Annotated in this window: 16 protein-coding genes; 4 read left to right on the top strand and 12 right to left on the bottom strand. The window is 73.0% G+C overall.

The window, feature by feature from the left end; translation table 11 throughout:
- Window positions 1-267: 267 nt before the first annotated feature.
- Window positions 268-2547 carry an FG-GAP-like repeat-containing protein gene (locus tag FJ657_RS04875; RefSeq protein WP_141162498.1) on the top strand — a complete coding sequence of 760 codons (2280 nt, stop codon included), beginning with the start codon at window positions 268-270 and terminating at the stop codon, window positions 2545-2547.
- A 39-nt stretch (window positions 2548-2586) separates the two neighbouring features.
- Here the strand turns inward: FJ657_RS04875 and hemL are convergent, their stop codons facing one another.
- From hemL to hemE, 11 genes are all read right to left on the bottom strand, one after another.
- Entirely contained in the window at window positions 2587-3927 is a 1341-nt protein-coding gene (gene hemL / locus FJ657_RS04870; RefSeq protein WP_141162497.1) for a glutamate-1-semialdehyde 2,1-aminomutase, read from the bottom strand.
- A 71-nt stretch (window positions 3928-3998) separates the two neighbouring features.
- Window positions 3999-5024, bottom strand: coding sequence for a porphobilinogen synthase (hemB, locus tag FJ657_RS04865; protein WP_141162496.1), 1026 nt, complete (start codon window positions 5022-5024; stop codon window positions 3999-4001).
- Window positions 5021-5776 carry a uroporphyrinogen-III synthase gene (locus FJ657_RS04860; RefSeq protein WP_141162495.1) on the bottom strand — a complete coding sequence of 252 codons (756 nt, stop codon included), beginning with the start codon at window positions 5774-5776 and terminating at the stop codon, window positions 5021-5023. Before FJ657_RS04860 ends, hemB begins: the two co-directional genes overlap by 4 nt.
- The gene (gene hemC / locus FJ657_RS04855) at window positions 5773-6786 is read right to left on the bottom strand and encodes a hydroxymethylbilane synthase (RefSeq protein ID WP_141162494.1); all 1014 of its coding nucleotides are present in this window, start codon (window positions 6784-6786) and stop codon (window positions 5773-5775) included. Before hemC ends, FJ657_RS04860 begins: the two co-directional genes overlap by 4 nt.
- Window positions 6783-7934, bottom strand: coding sequence for a ferrochelatase (locus FJ657_RS04850; protein WP_141162733.1), 1152 nt, complete (start codon window positions 7932-7934; stop codon window positions 6783-6785). The genes hemC and FJ657_RS04850 overlap by 4 nt, the downstream gene beginning before the upstream one ends.
- Window positions 7935-7984: 50 nt before the next feature.
- A complete protein-coding gene (gene hemQ, locus FJ657_RS04845) occupies window positions 7985-8650 on the bottom strand; it encodes a hydrogen peroxide-dependent heme synthase (RefSeq protein WP_255447141.1) in 666 nt (221 codons plus the stop codon).
- 82 nt (window positions 8651-8732) lie between these two features.
- Entirely contained in the window at window positions 8733-8969 is a 237-nt protein-coding gene (locus FJ657_RS04840) for a DUF3618 domain-containing protein (protein WP_141162492.1), read from the bottom strand.
- Window positions 8970-9018: 49 nt separating this feature from the next.
- Window positions 9019-9483 (bottom strand): phage holin family protein, encoded by a 465-nt coding sequence (locus FJ657_RS04835; RefSeq protein ID WP_141162491.1) that lies wholly within the window; start codon window positions 9481-9483, stop codon window positions 9019-9021.
- A complete protein-coding gene (locus FJ657_RS04830) occupies window positions 9476-9799 on the bottom strand; it encodes a YtxH domain-containing protein (protein WP_141162490.1) in 324 nt (107 codons plus the stop codon). The genes FJ657_RS04835 and FJ657_RS04830 overlap by 8 nt, the downstream gene beginning before the upstream one ends.
- 74 nt (window positions 9800-9873) lie before the next feature.
- Window positions 9874-11268: a protoporphyrinogen/coproporphyrinogen oxidase gene (locus FJ657_RS04825; protein ID WP_255447140.1), complete on the bottom strand. Its 1395-nt coding sequence runs from the start codon at window positions 11266-11268 to the stop codon at window positions 9874-9876.
- A gap of 7 nt (window positions 11269-11275) precedes the next feature.
- The gene (hemE, locus tag FJ657_RS04820) at window positions 11276-12352 is read right to left on the bottom strand and encodes a uroporphyrinogen decarboxylase (RefSeq protein ID WP_141162489.1); all 1077 of its coding nucleotides are present in this window, start codon (window positions 12350-12352) and stop codon (window positions 11276-11278) included.
- A gap of 145 nt (window positions 12353-12497) precedes the next feature.
- Here hemE and FJ657_RS04815 point away from each other — a divergent pair, with 145 nt between their 5' ends.
- The 3 genes from FJ657_RS04815 to FJ657_RS04805 are packed head-to-tail and all read left to right on the top strand — an operon-like array spanning window position 12498 to window position 15090.
- On the top strand, window positions 12498-13844 hold the full coding sequence (locus tag FJ657_RS04815) for a glutamyl-tRNA reductase (RefSeq protein ID WP_141162488.1): 1347 nt from the start codon (window positions 12498-12500) through the stop codon (window positions 13842-13844).
- Between the two features lie 43 nt (window positions 13845-13887).
- A complete protein-coding gene (locus FJ657_RS04810; protein WP_181408870.1) occupies window positions 13888-14466 on the top strand; it encodes a hypothetical protein in 579 nt (192 codons plus the stop codon).
- Between the two features lie 27 nt (window positions 14467-14493).
- On the top strand, window positions 14494-15090 hold the full coding sequence (locus FJ657_RS04805; RefSeq protein WP_141162487.1) for a GNAT family N-acetyltransferase: 597 nt from the start codon (window positions 14494-14496) through the stop codon (window positions 15088-15090).
- Between the two features lie 159 nt (window positions 15091-15249).
- Here FJ657_RS04805 and FJ657_RS17490 read toward each other — a convergent pair whose 3' ends face one another.
- A complete protein-coding gene (locus FJ657_RS17490) occupies window positions 15250-20184 on the bottom strand; it encodes a family 78 glycoside hydrolase catalytic domain (protein ID WP_141162486.1) in 4935 nt (1644 codons plus the stop codon).
- Window positions 20185-20250 lie beyond the last annotated feature (66 nt).

Genomic DNA, 20250 nt, shown 5'->3' with positions numbered 1-20250 from the left:
ATACGCCGGAATCCGCAGGTGTCAACGCGCGACACGCACGCAAGCTCCGAATACCCCGAACGGGGGGACGACCGCGTCGACGGCCGCTCGATACTGTCGACAACGACGCAGAGCGGGTCGGGGGGATCCGCGAGGCACGGAAGTGGCGCGCGTCATCCGGGGGGATTTCGCGTGAACGTCGACGCCATCGCACTTTCGGGGAACGCGTCGCGTTCTCCTCGACGAGTCGAAGCGGGCGGTCGCCGTACGGCGCGACCGACTTCCCGGATGTGGAGCAGGATCGGCGTCGTCGCCGTCGCCTCCGCTCTCGCCGTCGTCGCCGGCCTGCTGACCGCTCCGCCGTCGACGGCCGCGACTCTTCCGGCGTCGAAGACGCAGATCATCCAGACGATCCTGCGCGAGACGAACGACATCCGCCGCGGCGTCGGGCTCGCGCCGCTCATCCACAACACGGCCATCGACACGGTCGCCGCGAACTGGTCGCAGAAGCAGGCCGACGCGAAGACCATGTCGCACAACCCGAACTACGCGCAGCAGATCCCCTCGGGATGGAGCCGCGCTGCCGAGAATGTCGCCTACGGCTACCGCTACACCGAGGTGACCACGGCGTGGAAGAACTCGCCCGGCCACTACAAGAACATGGTGGGCGACTACACCGACATCGGCATCGGCTTCGCGCAGACCTCCGACGGCACGATCTACTACACGCAGAACTTCGGCAAGTACGCCGGTCGCTCCCTGAGCGGCCCGCCCACCCCGGTCGTCGTCGGCAACACGCTGCAGGATTCGCGCACCGGCGCATCGTGGTCGGCGAAGGCCGTCAACTGGCCCAGCTTCGAGTACGCCTGCCAGCAGGGCTGGGGATACTCCTCCGCCGGCGCGTCCGCGGCCGCCGCGAAGGCGATGACGAGCTGGGGCATCACCGCCGTGCGCATCCCGCTCAACCAGGATTGCTGGCTCGGCGTCGACGGCCAGCCGAAGTACGGCAGCTCGTCGGGGTACCGCAGCGCCATCGCGAGCTTCGTGAGCACGCTGAACGCGGCCGGTCTGGTCGCGATCCTCGATCTGCACTGGAGCGGTCCCGCCGGCACCGTCGCCGACGGCCAGCGCGCCATGCCCGACGCGCAGTCGTCCACGTTCTGGTCGCAGGTGGCGTCGGCCTACCGCGGCAACGGCGCGGTGACGTTCGATCTGTTCAACGAGCCGTACTCGCGCGATTCGTTCCAGCTCGGCTGGGACTGCTGGAAGAACGGCGGATGCCAGGCTCCGGTCGAGGCCGACACCAGCGCCGGCCTGTCGGGTTCCACGTACCCGGTCACCGGCATGGCCTCGCTCGTGTCGACCGTGCGGGCGGCCGGCGCGGCGCAGCCCATCCTGCTCGGCGGTCTCGACTACTCCAACGACCTGCGCGGCTGGCTCGCGAACCGCCCCAACGACGACCAGCTGATCGCGTCGTGGCACAACTACCCCGGCCAGCGCTGCAGCACCGTCAGCTGCTGGAACAGCGAGATCACACCGGTCGCGGCGACCGTTCCCGTGATCGCCACCGAGTTCGGTCAGAGCGACGGCGGCTCGAAGTTCCTCGACGCCTTCCTCGACTGGGCTGACGGCGCGGGCATCGGCTACGCCCCGTGGGCCTGGTGGTCGGTCTCGTCTGACGACTCGGCCGAGAGCGCCGCTTACGCGCTGATCACGGACACGAACACGTTCACCCCGAAGGCCCCGTCGGGTGTCGCGTACAAGAACCACCTGGCGGATGCCGGCCGCGCGAAGGCCGAGGCCACCGGATCCGACCGCTCCGACTTCAACGGCGACGGGATCGCCGACCTGCTCGCCCGCAACTCGGCGGGCACGCTGCTGCTCTATCGCGGCAACGGCGCCGGCTCGGTTCTGCCGGGTCTCGCGATCAACGCCGGGTGGAACACCGTGAGCGGCATCTTCATGATCAGCGACTTCAACGGCGACCACACGACCGACATCGCGGCCCGCGACGGATCCGGCCAGCTGCGCCTGTACCGCGGCGACGGCAAGGGCGGGTTCGGCTCGGTGAGCAGTCTCGGCGTCGGCTGGGACGGCATGAACTCGATCCTCAGCCCCGGTGACGTGGATGGCGACGGCAACGCCGATCTGGTCGCCCGCGATCACAACGGCAACCTGTGGTTCTACCGCGGCGACGGCAAGGGCGGCATCGTCGGCAACCGCATCTGGGCGGGCTCGGGCTGGAACACCCTCGCCGAGATCGTCTCGGTCGGCGACTGGAACCGAGACGGCCGCGCCGAGCTGCTGGGCCGCGACTACAGCGGCAACCTGTGGATGTACACGGCCGACTCGACCGGAGCGTGGACGAAGCGCACCCTCTACAACCAGGGCTGGGGCGGCTACACGAAGCTGATCGCCCCCGGTGACCTGAACGAAGACGGCCGCCCCGACATCCTCGCCCTCGACAGCGCCGGCCAGCTCTGGTTCTACGCGACCAACGCGCAGGGCGCGCTCGTGCCGCGCGTGCTCTCCAGCTACGGCTGGAACGGGGTCGAGATCGTCAATTGACGACAGCCGTCTCGCTGCCGAGTCAGCCGGGCGGGATCCTCAGGCCTCCGGCGCGGTCGCCGCGGCGGCCGCACGGGCGGCGGCCGGAAGCGCGGTGAGGATGCGGTCGAGCGCCGCGTCGTCGTGCGCGGCCGAGAGGAACCAGGCCTCGAACACGCTCGGCGGCAGGTTGACGCCCTGCTCGAGCATCGACGAGAAGAACGGACCGTAGCGCCAGCCCTCCTGCGCGCGGGCGTCGTCGTAGTCGCGCACGGCATCCGGGCGGAACGCGACCGAGAACAGGCTGCCGGCGCGCGAGAGCACATGCTCGACACCGGCCGACGAGAGCTCGGCGGTGAGGGCCGAGGCGACCGTGTCGGCGGCCGCATCCACCCGCTCGTAGACGGCGGCGTCGGCGGCGCGCAGGGTCGCGATGCCCGCGGCGACGGCGACCGGGTTCCCGCTCAGCGTGCCGGCCTGGTAGACCGGGCCCAGCGGCGCGAGCAGGTCCATGACCTCGGCGCGGCCGGCGACCGCGGCGAGCGGCATGCCGCCGCCGATGACCTTGCCGAAGGTGACGAGGTCGGGCGTCCAGCCGGCGCCGTCGGGAACGACGCGCGCGGCCTCGAGGCCCCACCAGCCGGCCGGGCCGACGCGGAACCCGGTGAGCACCTCATCGACGATAATGAGCGCGCCGTTCTCGCGGGCGAGAGCGGCGAGCGCGCGGTTGAAACCGCGCTCGGGGGCGAGCACTCCGGCGTTCGCGCCGGCGGCCTCGGTGATGACACCGGCGATGCGGCCCGGATGCGCCAGGAACGCCGCGCGCACCGCGTCGAGGTCGTTGTAGGGCAGCACGAGCGTGAGCCCGGCGACCTCGGCGGGCACGCCGGCCGAGCCGGGCAGGCCGAGCGTCGCGACGCCCGAGCCGGCATCCGCCAGCAGTCCGTCGGAGTGGCCGTGGTAGTGCCCGGCGAACTTGATGATGACGTCGCGTCCGGTCGCGCCGCGGGCGAGACGGATCGCGGTCATGGTCGCCTCGGTGCCGGTCGAGACCATGCGGATGCGGTCGAACAGCCGGGTGCCGTCGATCGTGGTGCGCTCGCGAACGAGCTCGGCCAGCTCGGTCTCGGCCGGGGTCGAAGCGCCGAACGAGAGGCCGCGGGCGGCCGCATCCTGCACGGCCTTCACGACGCTCGGATGCGCGTGCCCGAGCAGCGCGGGACCCCAGGAGCAGACGAGGTCGACGTACTCGCGACCTTCGACATCCGTCACGAACGGCCCGCGCGCGCCGACGAGGAAGCGCGGCGTGCCGCCGACCGAGCGGAACGCCCGCACCGGCGAGTTCACGCCCCCGGGGATGACGCCCTTCGCGCGGGAGAACTGCTGGCTGTTGTCGCCCATCTCGGGCTCCTTCCGATCCGTGCCACGGCATCGCCGGGCAGCGCGCGAGGCATCGCCCGCGGCGGGGAGTTCTAGTACGCGCCGACCGGGAGCACCCCGGATGCGCTCGGGCGCCCGCGCAGCCAGCCGGCCACCTCGATCGCCCAGTAGGTGAGCAGCCCCTCGGCGCCCGCACGACGCAGGCCGACGAGGCTCTCGAGGATCGCGCGCTCGCGGTCGATCCAGCCGTTCGCGGCGGCGGCCTCGATCATCGCGTACTCGCCGCTGACCTGGTACGCCCACACCGGAACCGGGGATGCCGCGGCCGTGTCGGCGAGCACATCCAGGTAGGACATGGCCGGCTTGACCATGACGATGTCGGCGCCCTCCTCGACGTCGAGCAGCGTCTCGCGCAGACCCTCGCGGCGGTTGGCGGGATCGAGCTGGTAGGTGCGGCGGTCGCCCTGCAGCGACGACTGCACCGCCTCGCGGAAGGGACCGTAGAACGCCGAGGCGTACTTGGCCGTGTAGGCGAGCAGGGCGACGTCGCTGCGGCCCGCGACGTCGAGCGCGTCGCGCGCGGCGGCGACCTGGCCGTCCATCATGGCGCTGAGGCCGAGCATCTGCGATCCGGCCTCGGCCTGGGCGACCGCCATGTCGCGGTAGCGCTCGAGGCTGGCGTCGTTGTCGACGCGGCCGTCGGCATCCAGAACGCCGCAGTGGCCGTGGTCGGTGAACTCGTCGAGGCAGAGGTCGGTCTGCACGACGAGCGCGTCGCCGGCCTCGACGACCGCGAGGCGCGTCGCGATGTTGAGGATGCCGTCGGGGTCGGTCGCGCCGGAACCCTCGGCGTCCTTGTGCTCGGGGATGCCGAAGAGCATCACGCCGCCGATGCCGGCCTCGGCGGCGCGCGCGATCTCGGCGCGCAGCGAGTCGAGGCTGTGCTGCACGACACCGGGCATCGAGCTGATCGGCTTCGGCGCGGTCAGCCCCTCGCCGACGAACAACGGCAGGGTCAGCTGCGCCGGGTGCAGACGGGCCTCGGCCGTCGCGCGACGCAGGGCCGGGGTGGAGCGCAGACGCCGGGGGCGCACGCGCGGGAAGGCGGGCTCGGTCATCCGTTCTCCGCATAGTCGAGAAGGGCGTCGATGAGCGAGCGGGCGCTGCGCTCCTCGGCGATGATGTGCACCGGCAGGCCGGCGGCGCGGGCGTCGAACGCCGTGCGCGGGCCGATGCAGGCGACGATGACGCTGTCGGGCAGCGGGGTCAGCTGCTCGGCCACCTGGCGGGCGACCGAGCCGGAGCTCACGAGCACGGCCTGGATGCCGCCCGCGGCGACCTCCTGCTTGACCGCATCCGCGACGGGGATGCCGACCGTGCGGTACGCGCTGACGAACTCGACCGCGAAGCCCAGCTTCGACAGCCCGGCGACGAGGGTCGGCTCGGCGATGTCGGACTGCGGGATGAGCACGCGGCCGTGGATGTCGCTGGCCGGCCACTCCTTGACCAGCCCGCGCGCGGAGTTGTCGCTGTCGGGCACGAAGTCGACCGTGTAGCCGGCGAGCGCGAGCGCGGCGGCGGTCGTCTCGCCGACGGCCGCGACCCGCGTGATCTCGGGCACCCGGATGCGCTGGCTCACCAGCACATCCACGGTCGTCGCGCTCGTGACGACGAGCCAGTCGAAACGGCCGAGCTCGAGCTCGCCGAGGGCGGCCGAGAGGCGGTCGGGGTCGTCGGTGCTGGCGAAGTTGATGAGCGGGGCGATCACCGGGATCGCGCCGTGGGTGCGCAGCTCGGCCGAGACGCCGTCGCCCCACTTGCCGCCGCGCGGCACGAGCACGCGCCAGCCGCTGAGCACCTTGTCGGTCACGACGCGGAACCTCCGTCGGCGGAGTCGGCCGCTCCGTCGCCGTGCAGCGCGCCCGACGCCCCCAGCGGCGCGAGGTCGGCGGCTCCCTGCCTCAGCAGGTCCTCGGCGACGAGGCGGCCGAGCACGGCGGCCGGATCCTTCTCGTCTTCGGGGTAGGCGGCGTGGGAGGCCGTCAGGTGCTGCGTTCCGTCGAGCGAGTAGACGCGCGCCGAGAGGAAGAGCAGTCCGTCTTCGAGGATGGCGTGCGCGCCGACGGGCGCCGCGCATCCGGCTTCGAGAACCGCGAGCACGGTGCGCTCGGCCTCGACGGCCAGGCGCGAGGGGCGGTGGTCGAGCTTGGCGACCTTGTGGCCCTCGCCCGCGCGCACCTCGACGGCGAGCGCGCCCTGCCCGGGCGCGGTCGGCCAGTCGCTGATGCTGAGCAGCTCGCTCACCGGGTGCAGGCGGTCGAGGCGCTCGAGCCCGGCGACCGCGAGCACGATCGCGTCGAGCCGGCGGTCGGAACCGGTCTCGGCTCCTGCGCCGTCAGCTGCGGCTGCCACGGCAGTCCCGGCCACGCGGCCCAGCCGGGTGTCGATGTTGCCGCGGATGTCGACGACCTCGATATCGGGTCGCACGGAGGCCAGCTGCGCGCGACGCCGCGGCGAGCCGGTGCCCACGCGAGCCCCGGCCGGCAGACCGGCGAGCTTCAGGCCGTCGCGGCCGATGACCGCGTCCCGCGCGTCGGCGCGCTTCGGGATCGCCGCGATCTCGAGACCCTCGGCCGGCGCGGTCGGCAGGTCCTTCAGCGAGTGGACGATCGCATCCACCTCGCCCGCCAGCAGCGCGGTGCGCAGATTCGTGACGAAGACGCCGGTTCCGCCGAGCTGCGCCAGCGGCGTGCCCGCGGCCTGGCTGCGGTCGCCCTCCGAGGCGATCGGCACCAGCTGCGCGTCGCCGAGACGCGTCGCCACCTGACCCGACTGGGCCAGGGCGAGAGCGCTGCCGCGCGTTCCGATGCGCAGGGTCACGGGGCGATCCCCGCCGCGGCCGGCTTGAAGCCCGCGCGCACGTTCTCGCAGCAGCCCGGGCGGCACACGTCGAACCACGGTCCGAGCTCGGTGACCGAGGGGCGCTCGGCGACCGGGGTTCCGTTGACCCGCTCCATGACCAGGTCGACCAGACCGCTCACGTAGGCGGGATCGACGCCCGGCGTCGGCGTGCGCAGCGCGACCATCCCGTGCTCCTCGGCGGTCTCCATGGCCTCGGTGTCGAGATCCCAGAGCACCTCCATGTGGTCGCTGACGAAGCCGAGCGGCACGACCACGACCGCCTTCGCATCCTCGCCCGCGGCCTGCTCGATCGCGTCGTTGATGTCGGGCTCGAGCCACGGCTGCGTGGGCGGGCCCGAGCGCGACTGGTAGACGAGCGACCACGGCACGTCAGGCTCGCCGACCTGCTGCATCACGTACTCCGCGACCGCGAGGTGCTGCGCCGCGTAGGCGCCGCCCTCGCCGAAGTCGCGGTCGCGCGGGCCCGAGCGCACGGCGTCGTCGGTCGGGATGCTGTGGGTCGAGAACATGACCCGGATCTGCTCGCGGGCGATGCCGCGCCCGAGCAGATCGGTCAGCGCATCCCGCACGCCCTCCTCGAAGGGGGCGACGAAGCCGGGGTGGTCGAAGAACTGACGCACCTTGTCGATCTGGATGCGGTCGCCCAGCCCGGTCTCATCGAGCGTGCGGGCGAAGTCCTCGCGGTACTGGCGGCAGCTCGAGAACGAGCTGTAGGCGCTCGTCGCGACGGCGATGAGCTTGCTGAAGCCGCGGTCGGCGGCCTCGGTCACCGCGTCCGCCATGTAGGGGTCCCAGTTGCGGTTGCCCCAGATGACCGGCAGGGCGATGCCGCGCCGGTCCAGCTCCTCCTCGAGCGCCGACTTGAGCGCGCGGTTCTGGTCGTTGATCGGGCTCACGCCGCCGAAGTGGCGGTAGTGGTGCGCGACCTCCTCCAGGCGCTCGTCGGGGATGCCGCGGCCGCGGGTGACGTTGCGCAGGAAGGGGATGACGTCATCCTGCCCCTCCGGTCCGCCGAAGCCGGCGAGCAGGATCGCGTCGTAGGCGACCGGCTCGACCACGTGCTCGGGGCCGCAGGCCGCCGCCTCGGTGGCGTAGGGGACGGGCAGCCCGTCGCTCGCGCCGGTGGGCTCAGCCGCGACGCCGTTGTTCGTGATGCTCACGCGAACACCGCCAGGATCTCGCTCGGGGCGATGAGGCGGCCCGTGTAGAACGGCACCTCTTCCCGCACGTGGCGGCGCGCCTCCGTCTGGCGCAGGTGGCGCATCAGGTCGACCAGCGAGACGAGCTCCTCGGCTTCGAGACCGAGGATCCACTCGTAGTCGCCGAGCGCGAAGCTCGCGACCGTGTTCGGCTGCACCTCGGGGTACTCCGAGCCCTTGCGGCCGTGATCGCCGAGCATCTGGCGGCGCTCGTCGTCGGGCAGCAGGTACCACTCGAAGCTGCGCACGAAGGGGTAGACGGTGAGCCACTGCTTCGGCGGCAGGCCCTTCATGAACGCTGGCGAGTGGTTGCGGGTGAACTCGGCTTCGCGGTGCACGCCGAGGGCGTTCCAGACGGGCACGAGTGCCGAGATGGGGTCGGTGCGGCGCAGAGCGCGCAGCGCCTCCTGCACGTTCTCGGGCTTGTCGCCGGTCAGCCAGACGATGAGGTCGGAGTCGGCGCGGATGCCGGAGGCGTCGTAGAGGCCGCGGAGCTCGACCCCGAGGCGGTCGAGGTGCGGGAGCGCCTCCTCGACGGTGGAGCGGGTGGGGAGGGATGCGTCTCCCCGGCGGAACACGGCCCAGAGGGCGTAGCCGAGCCGTTCGGGAGCGTCAGTCGACATGGCCCCCATCATCCCACGCTGAACAGGGTGGAACCTGCGCCGGGGTCAGCCCGACGCGGACCGGTCGACGGCGGAGTGCCACTCAGTCGCGCTTGCCGCCGAAGATGCCCCAGGCGATGAGCCCGACCGTCGTGATCGCCGCGACGGCGCCGCCGATCACGAACGGCAGCGGGTTGTCGCGGTAGGCGACCTCCGCCTTCTTGGTGACCTCGCCGATGCGCTTGGGCACGTTGAGCTTGTCTTCGATCGCGTCGAGGGTCTGCTCGAGGTCGGCGCGGGCCTGGGCGGCGGCGGCGCGGGCGTCGTCGGTGCTGCTCATGGGGTCCTCCTGATGTCGTGGATGTCGGTGGGCGCGCGACTCGCGTGGGTCAGGCGCGCTGGTCGGGTCGGCCGATGCCCTTCACGACACGGAGGTCGCGCTGCAGGCTGTCGATCGCCTCGGTCGGGATGGGCGGGATGCCGCCCTTGAGCTTGCGCCAGCCGATGAGCGCGACGAGCGCGGCGGCGATCAGCAGCACGCCGGCGATGATGAGCGCGGAAGCCCATCCCGGCAGCCCGGTCTCGCTGAGCCCGAGCACGGCCGCCGTGAGCAGCACGCCGAGCATGAAGAGCAGGATGCCGACGGCGCCGAGGAGGAGGCCGCCGCCGATGCCGAGCGCCTTGAGCTTGCCGATCATCTCGGCCTTGACGAGCTCGATCTCGTGGTGGACGAGGTCGGTCACCTGGCCGGGGAGGCCGCTGACGAGCTCGACGAGCGAGGGCTTGCGCGGCGGCTTCGGCAGCTTGCCGGCGCGGACGTCGGCGTCGCTGCGCGGGATGCCGGGGTCAGTCATCGCTCTGGCTGCGCGCGGCGTTGGCTCGGCGGGTCGCCGCGGCCTTCTTCGCGGCGGCCGAGCGCTTGGCGGCGGTCGATCCGCGGCCGGTGGCGGCGCCGACGACCTTCTTCACGGTCTCGCCGGCGAACTCCGCGACGTCGGGGGCCTTGTCGCGCACGAAGCCCTCGACGGTGTCGACCTGCTTCTGCACGAGGGGGCTGCCCCAGAATCGGCCCGCGACGGCGGCGATCTGCTCGTAGCGCTCGCGCCCGGCCTTGGTGCCGAGCACGTAGCCCACGCCGAGACCGGCGATGAACAGGATCTTGCCCTTCATGCGGTGCTCTCCGTTCCCTCCGGTGCGACCCGGAAATCGGTGGTTCGGGTTCGGCTCGAAGCCGGTTTCCCAGCCTAGGCAGGGGTGCTGTCGCCCCCGGACGATCCCAGGAGGCGCCCAGCCTGCTCCCGGGCTCCGGCCACGACCGCGGCCAGTCCGGTGCCGGATCCAGCCTCTCCCACCAAGTGCATTCCGTCAACGGCATGAACCGCGCGTGACGCCCGGTTCCAGGTCGCGACGGCGATGCCCACCGGCTCGGAGAGCGGCACTCCGGTCAGCGCGCTCGCGTCGGCGAGCGCCTGCGCGACGGGGTCGGCGGGGCGCTCGTCGTAGCTGAGCCGCAGCACGTGGCGGTGACGACCGGGGGCGGATGCGGCGGCCGCCTCCGCCAGCCAAGTCCACTTCGCGGTCGCGTGCGTGAGAGCGCGGGCGACCACCCCGGGGGCCTCGGCGGCGACGAGCACTCCGGTGCCGCGCGGGGCCGCGTCGAGTGCGGGCGCGTCGACCACGAGCGTGACGAGCGTGATCGCGCGGCTGTCCGGGCGGGCCTCCGCGGGCAGCAGCGCCGGCGTCGCCAGCACCACCCGCCCCTCGAAGCGCTCCCCCGCCTCCGTCGTGAGACGCGAGTTGCCGACTTCGGTCGCGTTTCGCGCGTCGAACCCGGCAGAACCGGGCGACTCGGCGTCCGGATCGAGCGGCTCGACGCTCGTGACGTGCACGCCGGTGCGCACCTCGCCGCCGAAGCGCTCGATCTCGGCGACCAGCGCATCCACGATCCGGTGCACTCCGCCGCGCAGACCCGCGACCTGCGAGCCGGCCGGGGCGCTCGCGCGCAGACTGCGCACCGCCCGGGCGAGAGAGCCCTCGTGCTGCAGCGCCGCAAGCAGACGCGGATGCGCTCGGGCGATCGGCAGCTCGTCGGGGTGCATCGAGTGCACACCGCGCACGACCGGCGCGACGAGCCCCTCGACGACCGCGTCGCCCATCCGCCGTCGCACGAGCTCGCCGAGCGTCGCCGACTTCGCCGCCACGGGCGCGGGCAGCAGCGAATCGAGCTGCGCGCGGAAGGCGGCGCGTCCGCCGATCGCGCCGATCACATCCGTCGCCATCGGCACACCGGGGATGCCGAGGATGCTCGTCGCGGGCAGCGGCACCGACGAGCCGTCGGCACGGCGCAGCCAGGCGGGCGTGTCAGCCGGGGTGATCACGTCATCCGTCAGCCCGAGATCGTCGACGAGCGCTGCGACGGTGCCGCCGCGGGTCGCGAAGGATTCGGCGGCCGCATCGAGCTCGAGCCCCGCGACGGTCTGGCGCGCCAGCTGGCCGCCGGCGCGCTCGGAGGACTCGAGCACGACCACGCGGCGTCCGGCGCGCGCCAGCTCCCAGGCGAGCACGAGCCCGCCGACGCCCGCGCCGACCACGTAGGTCGTCGCGTCATCCTCGGACAGCGGCGCGTGATCCGTCGTCACGCGGGCCTCACTCCTCGCCGTGCACGACCCGCACGATGCGGGTCAGCACATCGGGGTCGGTCTCGGGGGGGACCCCGTGACCGAGGTTCACGACGTGCGCCGGGGCATCCCGACCGCGGTCGATGACGTCGTCGACGTGTGAGCGCAGCGTCGACCAGGACGCCGCGAGCAGGGCCGAGTCGATGTTGCCCTGCAGCGGCGTCGTGCCGCCGAGCCGGCGGTTCGCCTCGTCGAGCGGGATGCGCCAGTCGACGCCGATCGCATCCGCGCCGATGTCGCGCATCACGTCGAGGAACTCGCCGCCGCCGAGCCCGAAGTGGATCTTCGGAACCGTGCGGTCGTCGGCGTCGGCGATGCCCCGCAGGTGCGAGAATGCGCGCTCGGAGTGCGGGGCGACCCGGCGCTGGTAGTCGCGGCGCGAGAGCGATCCCACCCACGAGTCGAAGAGCTGCACGGCGCTCGCGCCCGACTCGACCTGCGCGCGCAGGAACTCGCCCGAGACGTCGGCGCACCAGTTGAGCAGTGTCGCCCAGGCGTGCGGGTCGGAGTACATGAGCGCTCGGGCGCGACCCTGATCCTTCGACGGACCGCCCTCGACGAGGTAGCTCGCGAGGGTGAACGGGGCGCCGGCGAAGCCGATCAGCGGGGTCTCGCCGAGCTCGGCGACCGTGAGCTTCACGGCCGCGCGGATCGGGTCGAGCGCGGCCGGGTCGATCGGGCGCAGCTTGAGCACGTCGGAGGCGGTGCGGATCGGCTCGTCGATCACCGGGCCGCGGCCGGGCACGATCTCGACGCCGACCCCCGCCAGCAGCACCGGCACGACGATGTCGCTGAAGAAGACCGCCGCATCCACCCCGTGCCGTCGCACCGGCTGCAGCGTGATCTCGCTCGCGAGCGCCGGGTCGAGGCAGGCGTCGAGCATCTTCGTGCTGACCCGCAGCTCGCGGTACTCGGGCAGGCTGCGGCCGGCCTGGCGCATGAACCACACGGGGGTGCGCTCGGGTCGGTCGCCGCGCAGGGCGCGCACCAGCGGAGAACGCGTGGTGCGGCCGTCGACGAGGGGATGCTCGGCGCTCAGACTCACGCGCCCATCCTCCCACCGCGCGCCTGCGGGCCCGCCCGGGCCCTGGTGCCCCGGACTAGGGATGCCTGACCCGGGACCTGAGCATCCCTGCCGGTAAGGGTTGCCTTTCTATACGGTGCGCGCACGCGGTTTTACCATGAGACACGTGCTCGTCTGCCTCACGGCGAACCACCGCAATGCGGGGTTCGACCTCCTCGACCGACTCTCTGTCGGCGCGCCGGGGGCGGTGACCGAGCTCATCTCGGCCGAGGCCGGCATCCAGGGCGCTGTCGTGGTCGCGACCTGCAACCGCTTCGAGGCCTACCTCGATGTCGACGGCGTGGATGCGGATGCCGCGGTCGAGCGCACCGTCGCCGTCATGAGCCGCGCGGGCGGGGTGAGCGGCGCCGAGCTGCTCGAGGCCGCCGACGTGAAGACCGCCGATGACGTCACCCGCCACCTCTTCGCGGTCGCCTCGGGTCTCGAGTCGGTCGTCGTCGGCGAAGACGAGATCGCCGGCCAGGTGCGCCGCAGCTACGACCAGGCCCGCACCGAGCAGACCTCGACCAGCGCCCTCGACCGTCTCTTCCAGCGTGCCGCCGCGACCTCGCGCGCCGTGCGCGGCGCCACCGACCTCGGCGGAGCCGGTCGCTCGATCGCGCGCCTCGCTCTCGAGCTCGCGACGAGCCGGGTCACCGACTGGTCACGCGCCCGCGTGCTCGTCGTCGGCACCGGCAGCTACGCCGCCACGACGATCGCCGCCCTGCACGACCGCGGCGCCGTCGACATCAGCGTCTACTCGGCCACGGGACGCGCCCAGATGTTCGCCACCAAGTACGGCGTGCGCGCCGTCAGCGAGCTGCGCGAGGGCATCGCCGCGGCGGATGTCGTCATCACCTGCACCGCCCGCTACGCCGTCGCCCCCGCCGACGTCACCGACGAGAACCGCCGCCTCGTGATCGACCTCGGCCTGCCGCGCAACGTCGATCCGGCCGTCGGACGCCTGCCCGGCGTCGAGCTGCTCGACCTCGAGATCATCGCCCTGCACGCGCCGCTGCCCGAGATGGGACTCAGCGAGACGGCGCGCGACCTGGTCGGCTCGGCCGCATCCGCCTTCGCCGCCGAGCAGACCGCCGCACCCGCGATCGTCGCGCTGCGCCAGCACGTCTTCGACGCCCTCGACGAGGAGATCGCCCGCGCCGAGTCGCGCGGTCACGGCGACCCGGCCGGCACCGCGAAGACCGTCGAGGCGCTGCGCCACCTGGCCGGCGTGCTGCTGCACACCCCATCGGTACGTGCCCGCGAGCTGACGGCCGAGGGCCGCGGCGCCGAGTTCGCCGCCGGACTCGAGGCCCTCTTCGGCGTGAGCGTCGAGGATGCGGCGAGCGCCGCCCCGGTCAGCCCGCTGCGTCGCGCGTCGGCCGACGAGGTCGCCGATGCCGCGGCCGCCTCCGGGCACGCCGCCGGCATGCCCGACGACGAGTTCCACCGGAACCTGCGCCGCAACGCCTGAGCCGGGTCAGGGGCTCCATGCGTCGCGCACCTAGGCTCGGCCCGTGACCGACGGACGCGGCCGCGCCGCCCGCGCCGTCGAGGTGCTGCGGGCGAGCGGAGTCGAGCTCGCGCCGGGACTGAGCGACCACGAGATCGCGCACGCCGAGCGGAGCTTCGGGGTGCGCTTCGGGCCGGATCACCGGGCGCTGCTCGCACTCGCGCTGCCGGTCGGCGAGCGCTGGCCCGATTGGCGCGACGACGACAACTCGGGGGTGCGATCGCAGGTGCGCTGGCCCGTCGACGGCGTGCTCTTCGATGTCGAGAACAACGTGTTCTGGCCGACCTCGTGGGGCGATCGACCCGACGACGAGAGCTCGCGCCGTGCCGTCGTCGAAGCCCGCGTCGCCGCATGGCCGCGCGTGACGCCGCTCTACGGCCACCGCTACCTGCCGGCCGACTTCGCACCGGGCGCGCCCGTGCTCTCGATCTACCAGACCGACGTCATCTACTACGGCGACGACGTGCTCGACTGGGCCGAACGAGAATTCGGATCGCGCCGCGGGAGCGCGACGCCCACGCGGTGGACGGCGCAGACGCTCGAGCCGTGGTCGCTCTTCGCCTTCGCGGAAGAGGACTTCTGAGCGGCGGCGCGGGGTAGCGTCGGCGGGGTGAGCCTGCGCATCCGTGTTCCCGAGCTGGTGACCGCGCGCACGCGGCTGCGTCCGCTGCGAGTCGACGACGGGGATGCGCTGCAGGCCTGGCAGGGCGACGCCGAGACCTGCCGCTACCTGCCGTACGCGCCGCGCACGCCGGAGCAGGTGGAGCAGTTCGTCGCCCGCTTCGTCGACGTCGACACCGTCGCCGCCGACGAGGACCGCGTCGTGTTGGGCATCGAGCTGCTCGCCGCGCTGCACGGCGACGACGGACGCACGATCGCCGATGCCGGCGCCGTGGTCGGGGAACAGCATCTGGTGCTGAAGTCGGCGGAGCTGGGCGAGGTCGAGCTGGGCTGGGTGCTGCATCCGGCCGTCGCCGGGCTCGGCATCGCGGGCGAAACCGCGCGGGCCGTGCGGGATGCCGCCCTCGCGGCCGGGGCGCACCGCATCGTCGCCGAACTCGACCCGCTCAACACCGCATCCACCCGGCTGTGCGCGCGGCTCGGGATGCGGGAGGAGGCGCACTTCCGCCAGAACTTCCGCGACTCCGACGGACGCTGGGCCGACACCGGCATCTGGGCACTGCTGGCGGGCGATCCGCTGCCCTGAGGCGTGGACGGAGCAGCCCGGTCGCGACGACCCCTCGGCCCCGCCGCTCACGACTCCACCCACGCCTCCGCCCGGTCGCGAGTTCAGCTGACGGGTCGCAAAGGCCCCGGAGACGCCCCGAATCGGGGCGATCTCGGGGCCTCTGCGACCCCTCGCGGATCAGGACGAGGAGGTGAGGCGTGTGCGGCGGCGGCTCCGTGCTCGGAGCACGGCGACCACGCCGAGCGCGAGCAGGGCGACGCCGAGCCCGAACCGCGGGCTGTCGACGCCGGACGCAGCGAGGCTCCCGGCGCGATCGGCGCCCGAGCCCGCGCCGGCCCCCGTCCCCGCACCAGAACCCGAGCCGACCCCGCCGTCACCCGGCACCGTGCCCGGACCGCCCGGCTGACCCGGCAGGCCGGGACCGCCCTGCTCGGTCGGCACGACGACCCGCACGGTGACCGAGCCGGCCGTCTCGACGTTGCCCGCCGCATCCAGCGACCGGAATTCGACCAGGCTGTCGCCCGGCGTCGACACGACCGCGCGCACACCCGGCGTCCACGTTCCGCCGGCGATGCGATACCAGGTGGAGGCGACGCCCGAGGTGGCGTCGGTCGCGGTCAGGTCGACGACGGCGGATGCGGCGTCAGCGGCCGGCGCGACGGCGGCCATCGCCGAGACGCCCGACGCAGCCGACGCACCCGGCGCACCCGGGACTGCCTCTGCGCGCACGCTCCGCGCCGCGACGGGCGAACCGGTCGACACCGTCGCCGAGGTCACGGGCGCCGTGCCGTCGATCGGCACGTCGATCGTCTGCTCGCTCCGGTTTCCCGCAGCGTCAGCCGCCGTCACCGCGAGCGTGTGCCGGCCATCGGCATCGAAGACGACCGGACCGTCGTAGTCCGCCGCCTCGGCGCCGTCGACGCCGACCTGCAACGCGACGTCGCCCGGGCGGTCGTCATCGCCCGCCAGCGCGACCGTGACCGGCGTCGTGCGGAACCAGCCGGCTTCGCCGTCGGGCGTCGCCGGCGTCGTCGTCGAGCTGACGACGGGCGCGGCCGCATCCACCGGCGCCGGCAGCGACCACACGTCGGCGATCGACGGGTCGTAGTACGTGTGGTCGTCGAGGTTCTGGAAGGTCACGCGGACCGTGTCGCCCTTCACCTTCTCGGCCGGCACGAGCACCTGGAAGGTCTCGGTCCCGGCGCCGGTCGTGCGGGCGTTCTGCCGCGTGTGCACGACCTCGCCGTCGACGAGGATGCGGTAGCGCTTCGTCTGCGAGCGGTCGTAGGTCTCGATCGACCGCAGCAGCAGCGGCTGCCCCGCCTTGGCCGCCAGGTCGAACTCGAACTGCGAGAAGTCGGTCAGGTGCCCGGCGTAGCGACGGGTGAGTCCGGCCTCGGTGTTCGTGCCCGAGCTGGCGGATGCGGTGAGCGCGTGCGCCTGCTCGGAGGCGTCATCGCCGAGGTCGACGTGGTCGATGGCGCCGTCGGCGCCGGCCGCGATCGCGACCGTCACCGCGACATCCTTCTGCGGCGGCAGGCCGTCGGCGGTGGCGAAGCGCGTCGTCAGCGCGACCTGGCGGCTGGCGACGGGCGCATCCACCGGCGACAGCACCGGCAGGCGCAGCTCACGCGACTCCCCCGGCGCGAGCGTCACGGTCGCTCCGGTGCCGACGGTCCAGCCCTCGGGCGCGTCGATCTCGAGGCGACCGGTGGCGCTCGCGACGCCGTCGTTGCGCACGACGGCGGTCACGGTCGTCGGCGATCCGGGCTCGATCGAGGTGGGCGCCGCGGTCGCGGAGGCGATCGCGAGGCCGCGGTTCTCGGCGACGTGGAAGGAGTACGTTCCCGACCCGAGCTGCAGCACGAGGTCGCCGCCGTCCATCGCGGCGGCGCGCACGCCGGCCGCGTCGGCCACGGGCGTTCCGCTCTCGGTCACCGCGCCGAGGCTGGCGGCGGGGATGCGCACGGTCGCGGTCGACCCGACCGGCACCCGCGCGTCGAGGGTGAGCCCGTCGGCGCCGACCTTCCACGACGACGCGACCTCGCCGAACGGCGTCTGCACCGAGGCGCTCGCGTGGTCGAGGCCCGAGCGGGTGACCTTCGGCGCGATCGAGAGGTCGCGCCATCCCGTCTCGTCGCCGGGCGTGATGCCGGCCACGTCGTGGAAGAACCAGTCGTCGGCGGTGCCGAGGAAGTAGTGCCCGAGCGAGCGGGCGTCGGTCGACCAGTGCTCCCACATCGTCGTCGCGCCGTTCGCGAGCATGTAGCCCCAGCTCGGGTACGTCGTCTGCTCGGCGAGCGCGTAGGCGACATCCGCGTGGCCGTAGTCGGTCAGCACCGGCAGCAGGTTCTTGGTGCCGAGAACCCCGGTGTTGAGGTGCATGCCGCGGGCGCGCACGTCGACGGCGATGTTGTCGGCCGCCTTCTGCGCCTGCGCCGTGGTGAGCGGCAGACCGTAGGCGACGGCGAGCACGTTGTGCGTCTGGCGGTAGCCGTTGTCGCCGACGCCGCGGTAGTACCCGGCCGCGGCATCCCAGAACTCGTGGTCGAAGGCCAGCTGCACGACGCCGGCCCGCTCGCGGAACGTCGCCGCGTCGGCCGTGTGCCCGGTCATGTCGGCCATGCGGCCCATGAGGGTCAGCATCCGGTAGAGCGTCGCGGTCGCCGAGACGCGCTTGTCCTCCTGCGGGTCGCCGCCGGCCGGGCTCGCCTCGGGCGCCACCCAGTCGCCGAGGCGCGAGTTCGCGAGGCCGCCGGGCGAGCGCGAGTACTCCAGATCGACGTACTTCTTCATGTCGTCGTAGAGCCCGGTGAGCACCTGCCGGTCGCCGCCGTAGCGGTTCAGCTCCCACGGCACCTCGACGAAGGCCATGTGCCACGGCGGTACCACACCCCAGTCGCCCCAGTTGTTCGACGACGGCGCGATGACCATCGGCGAGCCGTCGGGCAGGCGCGACTCGTCGACGTCGCGCATCCACTTGGCGAAGAGCTCCTGCGAGTCGAGGTTCATGAGGAACATCTCGGCGCCCACGGCCGCATCGCCCGTCCAGCCGTTCTTCTCGAACATGGGGGTGTCGGTCGGGATGCCGTGCAGGTTGTTGAGCAGCGTGTTCACGACGGCCTGGTGGGTGCCGTTCATGGTCGCGCTGCCCGAGTCGAACTCGCTCGTGACGGCGGTGTCGCTGTGCAGCAGCTGCGCCGTGAAGGCGCTCAGCGGCGGCTGGCCCGAGCCCGGCCAGCCGGTCACCTGCACGTACTGGAAGCCCTTGTACGAGAAGCGCGCCGCCCAGGTCTCGGGGCGTCCGCCGGCGAAGACGTAGCGGTCGGTCTGGAATCCGGCCGCGAAGCCGCCGTTGTTGTCCTGGTTGACGGTGCCGTCGGCGCGCAGCTTCTCGGCGTAGCGCAGCTCGAGCTGCGTTCCGGAGGGGGCCTCGGCGGCGATCTTCACGTTGCCGGCGAGCACGCGCGGGAACTTCACGACCCACGTGCCGGGTTTCGGCTGCGTCATCGACACGGCCGGCAGCTCTTCGGTGACGCGGATGGGCTGCTGGCGCTGGTGCACGAGCTCGCCCTTCGGGCCGGTGGTCTTCGCGGCCTTCTTCCACGCGCTGTCGTCGTAGCCGGCGGTGTCGGCCCCGGGCAGCTCGGTGCGCGCGTCGTAGAGCTCGCCGCCGTAGAGGTCGTCGAAGCGGGTGGGGCCGTCGTGACGGCGCCAGCTGTCGTTGGTCACGACATCCTGGATCGAGCCGTCGGCGTGCTGGATGCGCAGCACGGCCCGCACGGTCGGCTCGTCACGCCAGGCGGGCGACTGCCAGTTCCACACGTTGCCGCCGGTCATCGCGTAGAAGCCGCGGCCGAGCTCGACCGAGAGCGCGTTGCGCCCGGTGACGAGCTGCTTCGTCACGTCGATCGCGTCGTACTGCACGGTGTCGTCGTAGTCGGTGAAGCCGGGGGCGAGCATGTGGTCGCTCGCGCTCGCGCCGTTGAGCCGGAAGTCGGCGTAGCCGCCGGCGGCGAAGAACAGGGTCGCGTTCGCCGGAGCCGAGTCGAGGTCGAACTCGGTGCGCAGCAGCGGTGCCGGCACGGCGGCGTCGGCGGGCACGCGCACGCCCGAGCCCCAGGCGCCCTGGCCGTAGCGGGCGATCACGTTCGCGGCCGCCCAGCCGGAGTCGTCGAAGCCCGGCTGCTCGAATCCGGAGGGGATCTGCTTGCTGCCGCGCCAGCCCGCATCCGTCACGATGTCGGCGGTCGAGCCGTCGTCGTAGTTGACTCGGATGACGGCGATGAGCCCGGCGGGCGAGTTCGGCCCGTTGGTCGTGCGCACGGCGACGACGCTGCCGGTCTTCTTGAGGTCGACCGCGTACGAGCGCGACTGCTGCCAGCCGTTCTCGACGGGCTCGGTCGCGCCGATCTGCGCGCCGTCGACCCAGAGCGTGTACGAGTCGTCGGCGGTCATGACGATCTCGGCCGAGACGGCGTCGCGGCCGCTCGGCGAGGTGAGGGTGCGCCGGAACGCGCGGTCTTCGGCGGGCGGGTTGCCGGCCGCCTCGGGGGTCCAGATCCAGTTCGCGCCGTCGACGGTCAGACGCTGACCCTGCGGGGTGCGCGGGTTGCCGATCCAGGCCGCGCCGCCCCAGTCGGCGTCGTCGTGCAGTCCGGTGCGGAAGGCCGACTCGGCGTGGGCGCCGCCGGCCGTGGTGACGACGTCGACGCTCCAGTCGTAGCGGGTCGCGGCGTCGAGCGCGGCGCCGGCGTAGGCGATCTCGGTGCTCTGCGAGCTGGCGACGACGCCCGAATCCCAGGCGACGCCCGAGGGCCCGTCGACCACGACGCGGTACGACTGCTGCACGACGTCGCGCGCGGCCGGCGCGTCGATGACCCACGACAGGCGCGGGTGGACGACGTCGACGCCGATCGGCTCGCTGCTGTGCTCGACCTGCAGGCGCTCGAGCGCGATGCCGGGCGCGGCCGGCGCGGCGGATGCGGCGGCGACGCCGAGGCCGGCGCCGAGCGAGGTGACGGCGAGCGCGACGCTCGCGAGGAGCGCGGTGATCGTGCGGGGCGCGACGCCCGGGGCACGGCGGCGCGGCGGACTCTGGCGAGGGGTCACGAAGGAGTTCCAATCATCGTCGATCGGGTCGCGGGCGCGTCGTCGCGCACGCCGAAGAAGCGGTTC

The sequence above is a fragment of the Schumannella soli genome (assembly GCF_006517435.1).
GTDB lineage: Bacteria > Actinomycetota > Actinomycetes > Actinomycetales > Microbacteriaceae > Schumannella > Schumannella soli.
The sequence above is the reverse complement of the archived record's forward strand: the minus strand, read 5'-3'. Positions and strand labels throughout refer to the sequence as shown.

Excerpts from the sequence above, each read along its gene's own strand:
- FJ657_RS04875 (WP_141162498.1), top strand. The coding sequence starts at position 268 with ATGTGGAGCAGGATCGGCGTCGTCGCCGTCGCCTCCGCTCTCGCCGTC.
- hemL (WP_141162497.1), bottom strand. The coding sequence starts at position 3,927 with ATGGGCGACAACAGCCAGCAGTTCTCCCGCGCGAAGGGCGTCATCCCC.
- hemB (WP_141162496.1), bottom strand. The coding sequence starts at position 5,024 with ATGACCGAGCCCGCCTTCCCGCGCGTGCGCCCCCGGCGTCTGCGCTCC.
- hemQ (WP_255447141.1), bottom strand. The coding sequence starts at position 8,650 with ATGTCGACTGACGCTCCCGAACGGCTCGGCTACGCCCTCTGGGCCGTG.
- FJ657_RS04840 (WP_141162492.1), bottom strand. The coding sequence starts at position 8,969 with ATGAGCAGCACCGACGACGCCCGCGCCGCCGCCGCCCAGGCCCGCGCC.
- FJ657_RS04835 (WP_141162491.1), bottom strand. The coding sequence starts at position 9,483 with ATGACTGACCCCGGCATCCCGCGCAGCGACGCCGACGTCCGCGCCGGC.
- FJ657_RS04830 (WP_141162490.1), bottom strand. The coding sequence starts at position 9,799 with ATGAAGGGCAAGATCCTGTTCATCGCCGGTCTCGGCGTGGGCTACGTG.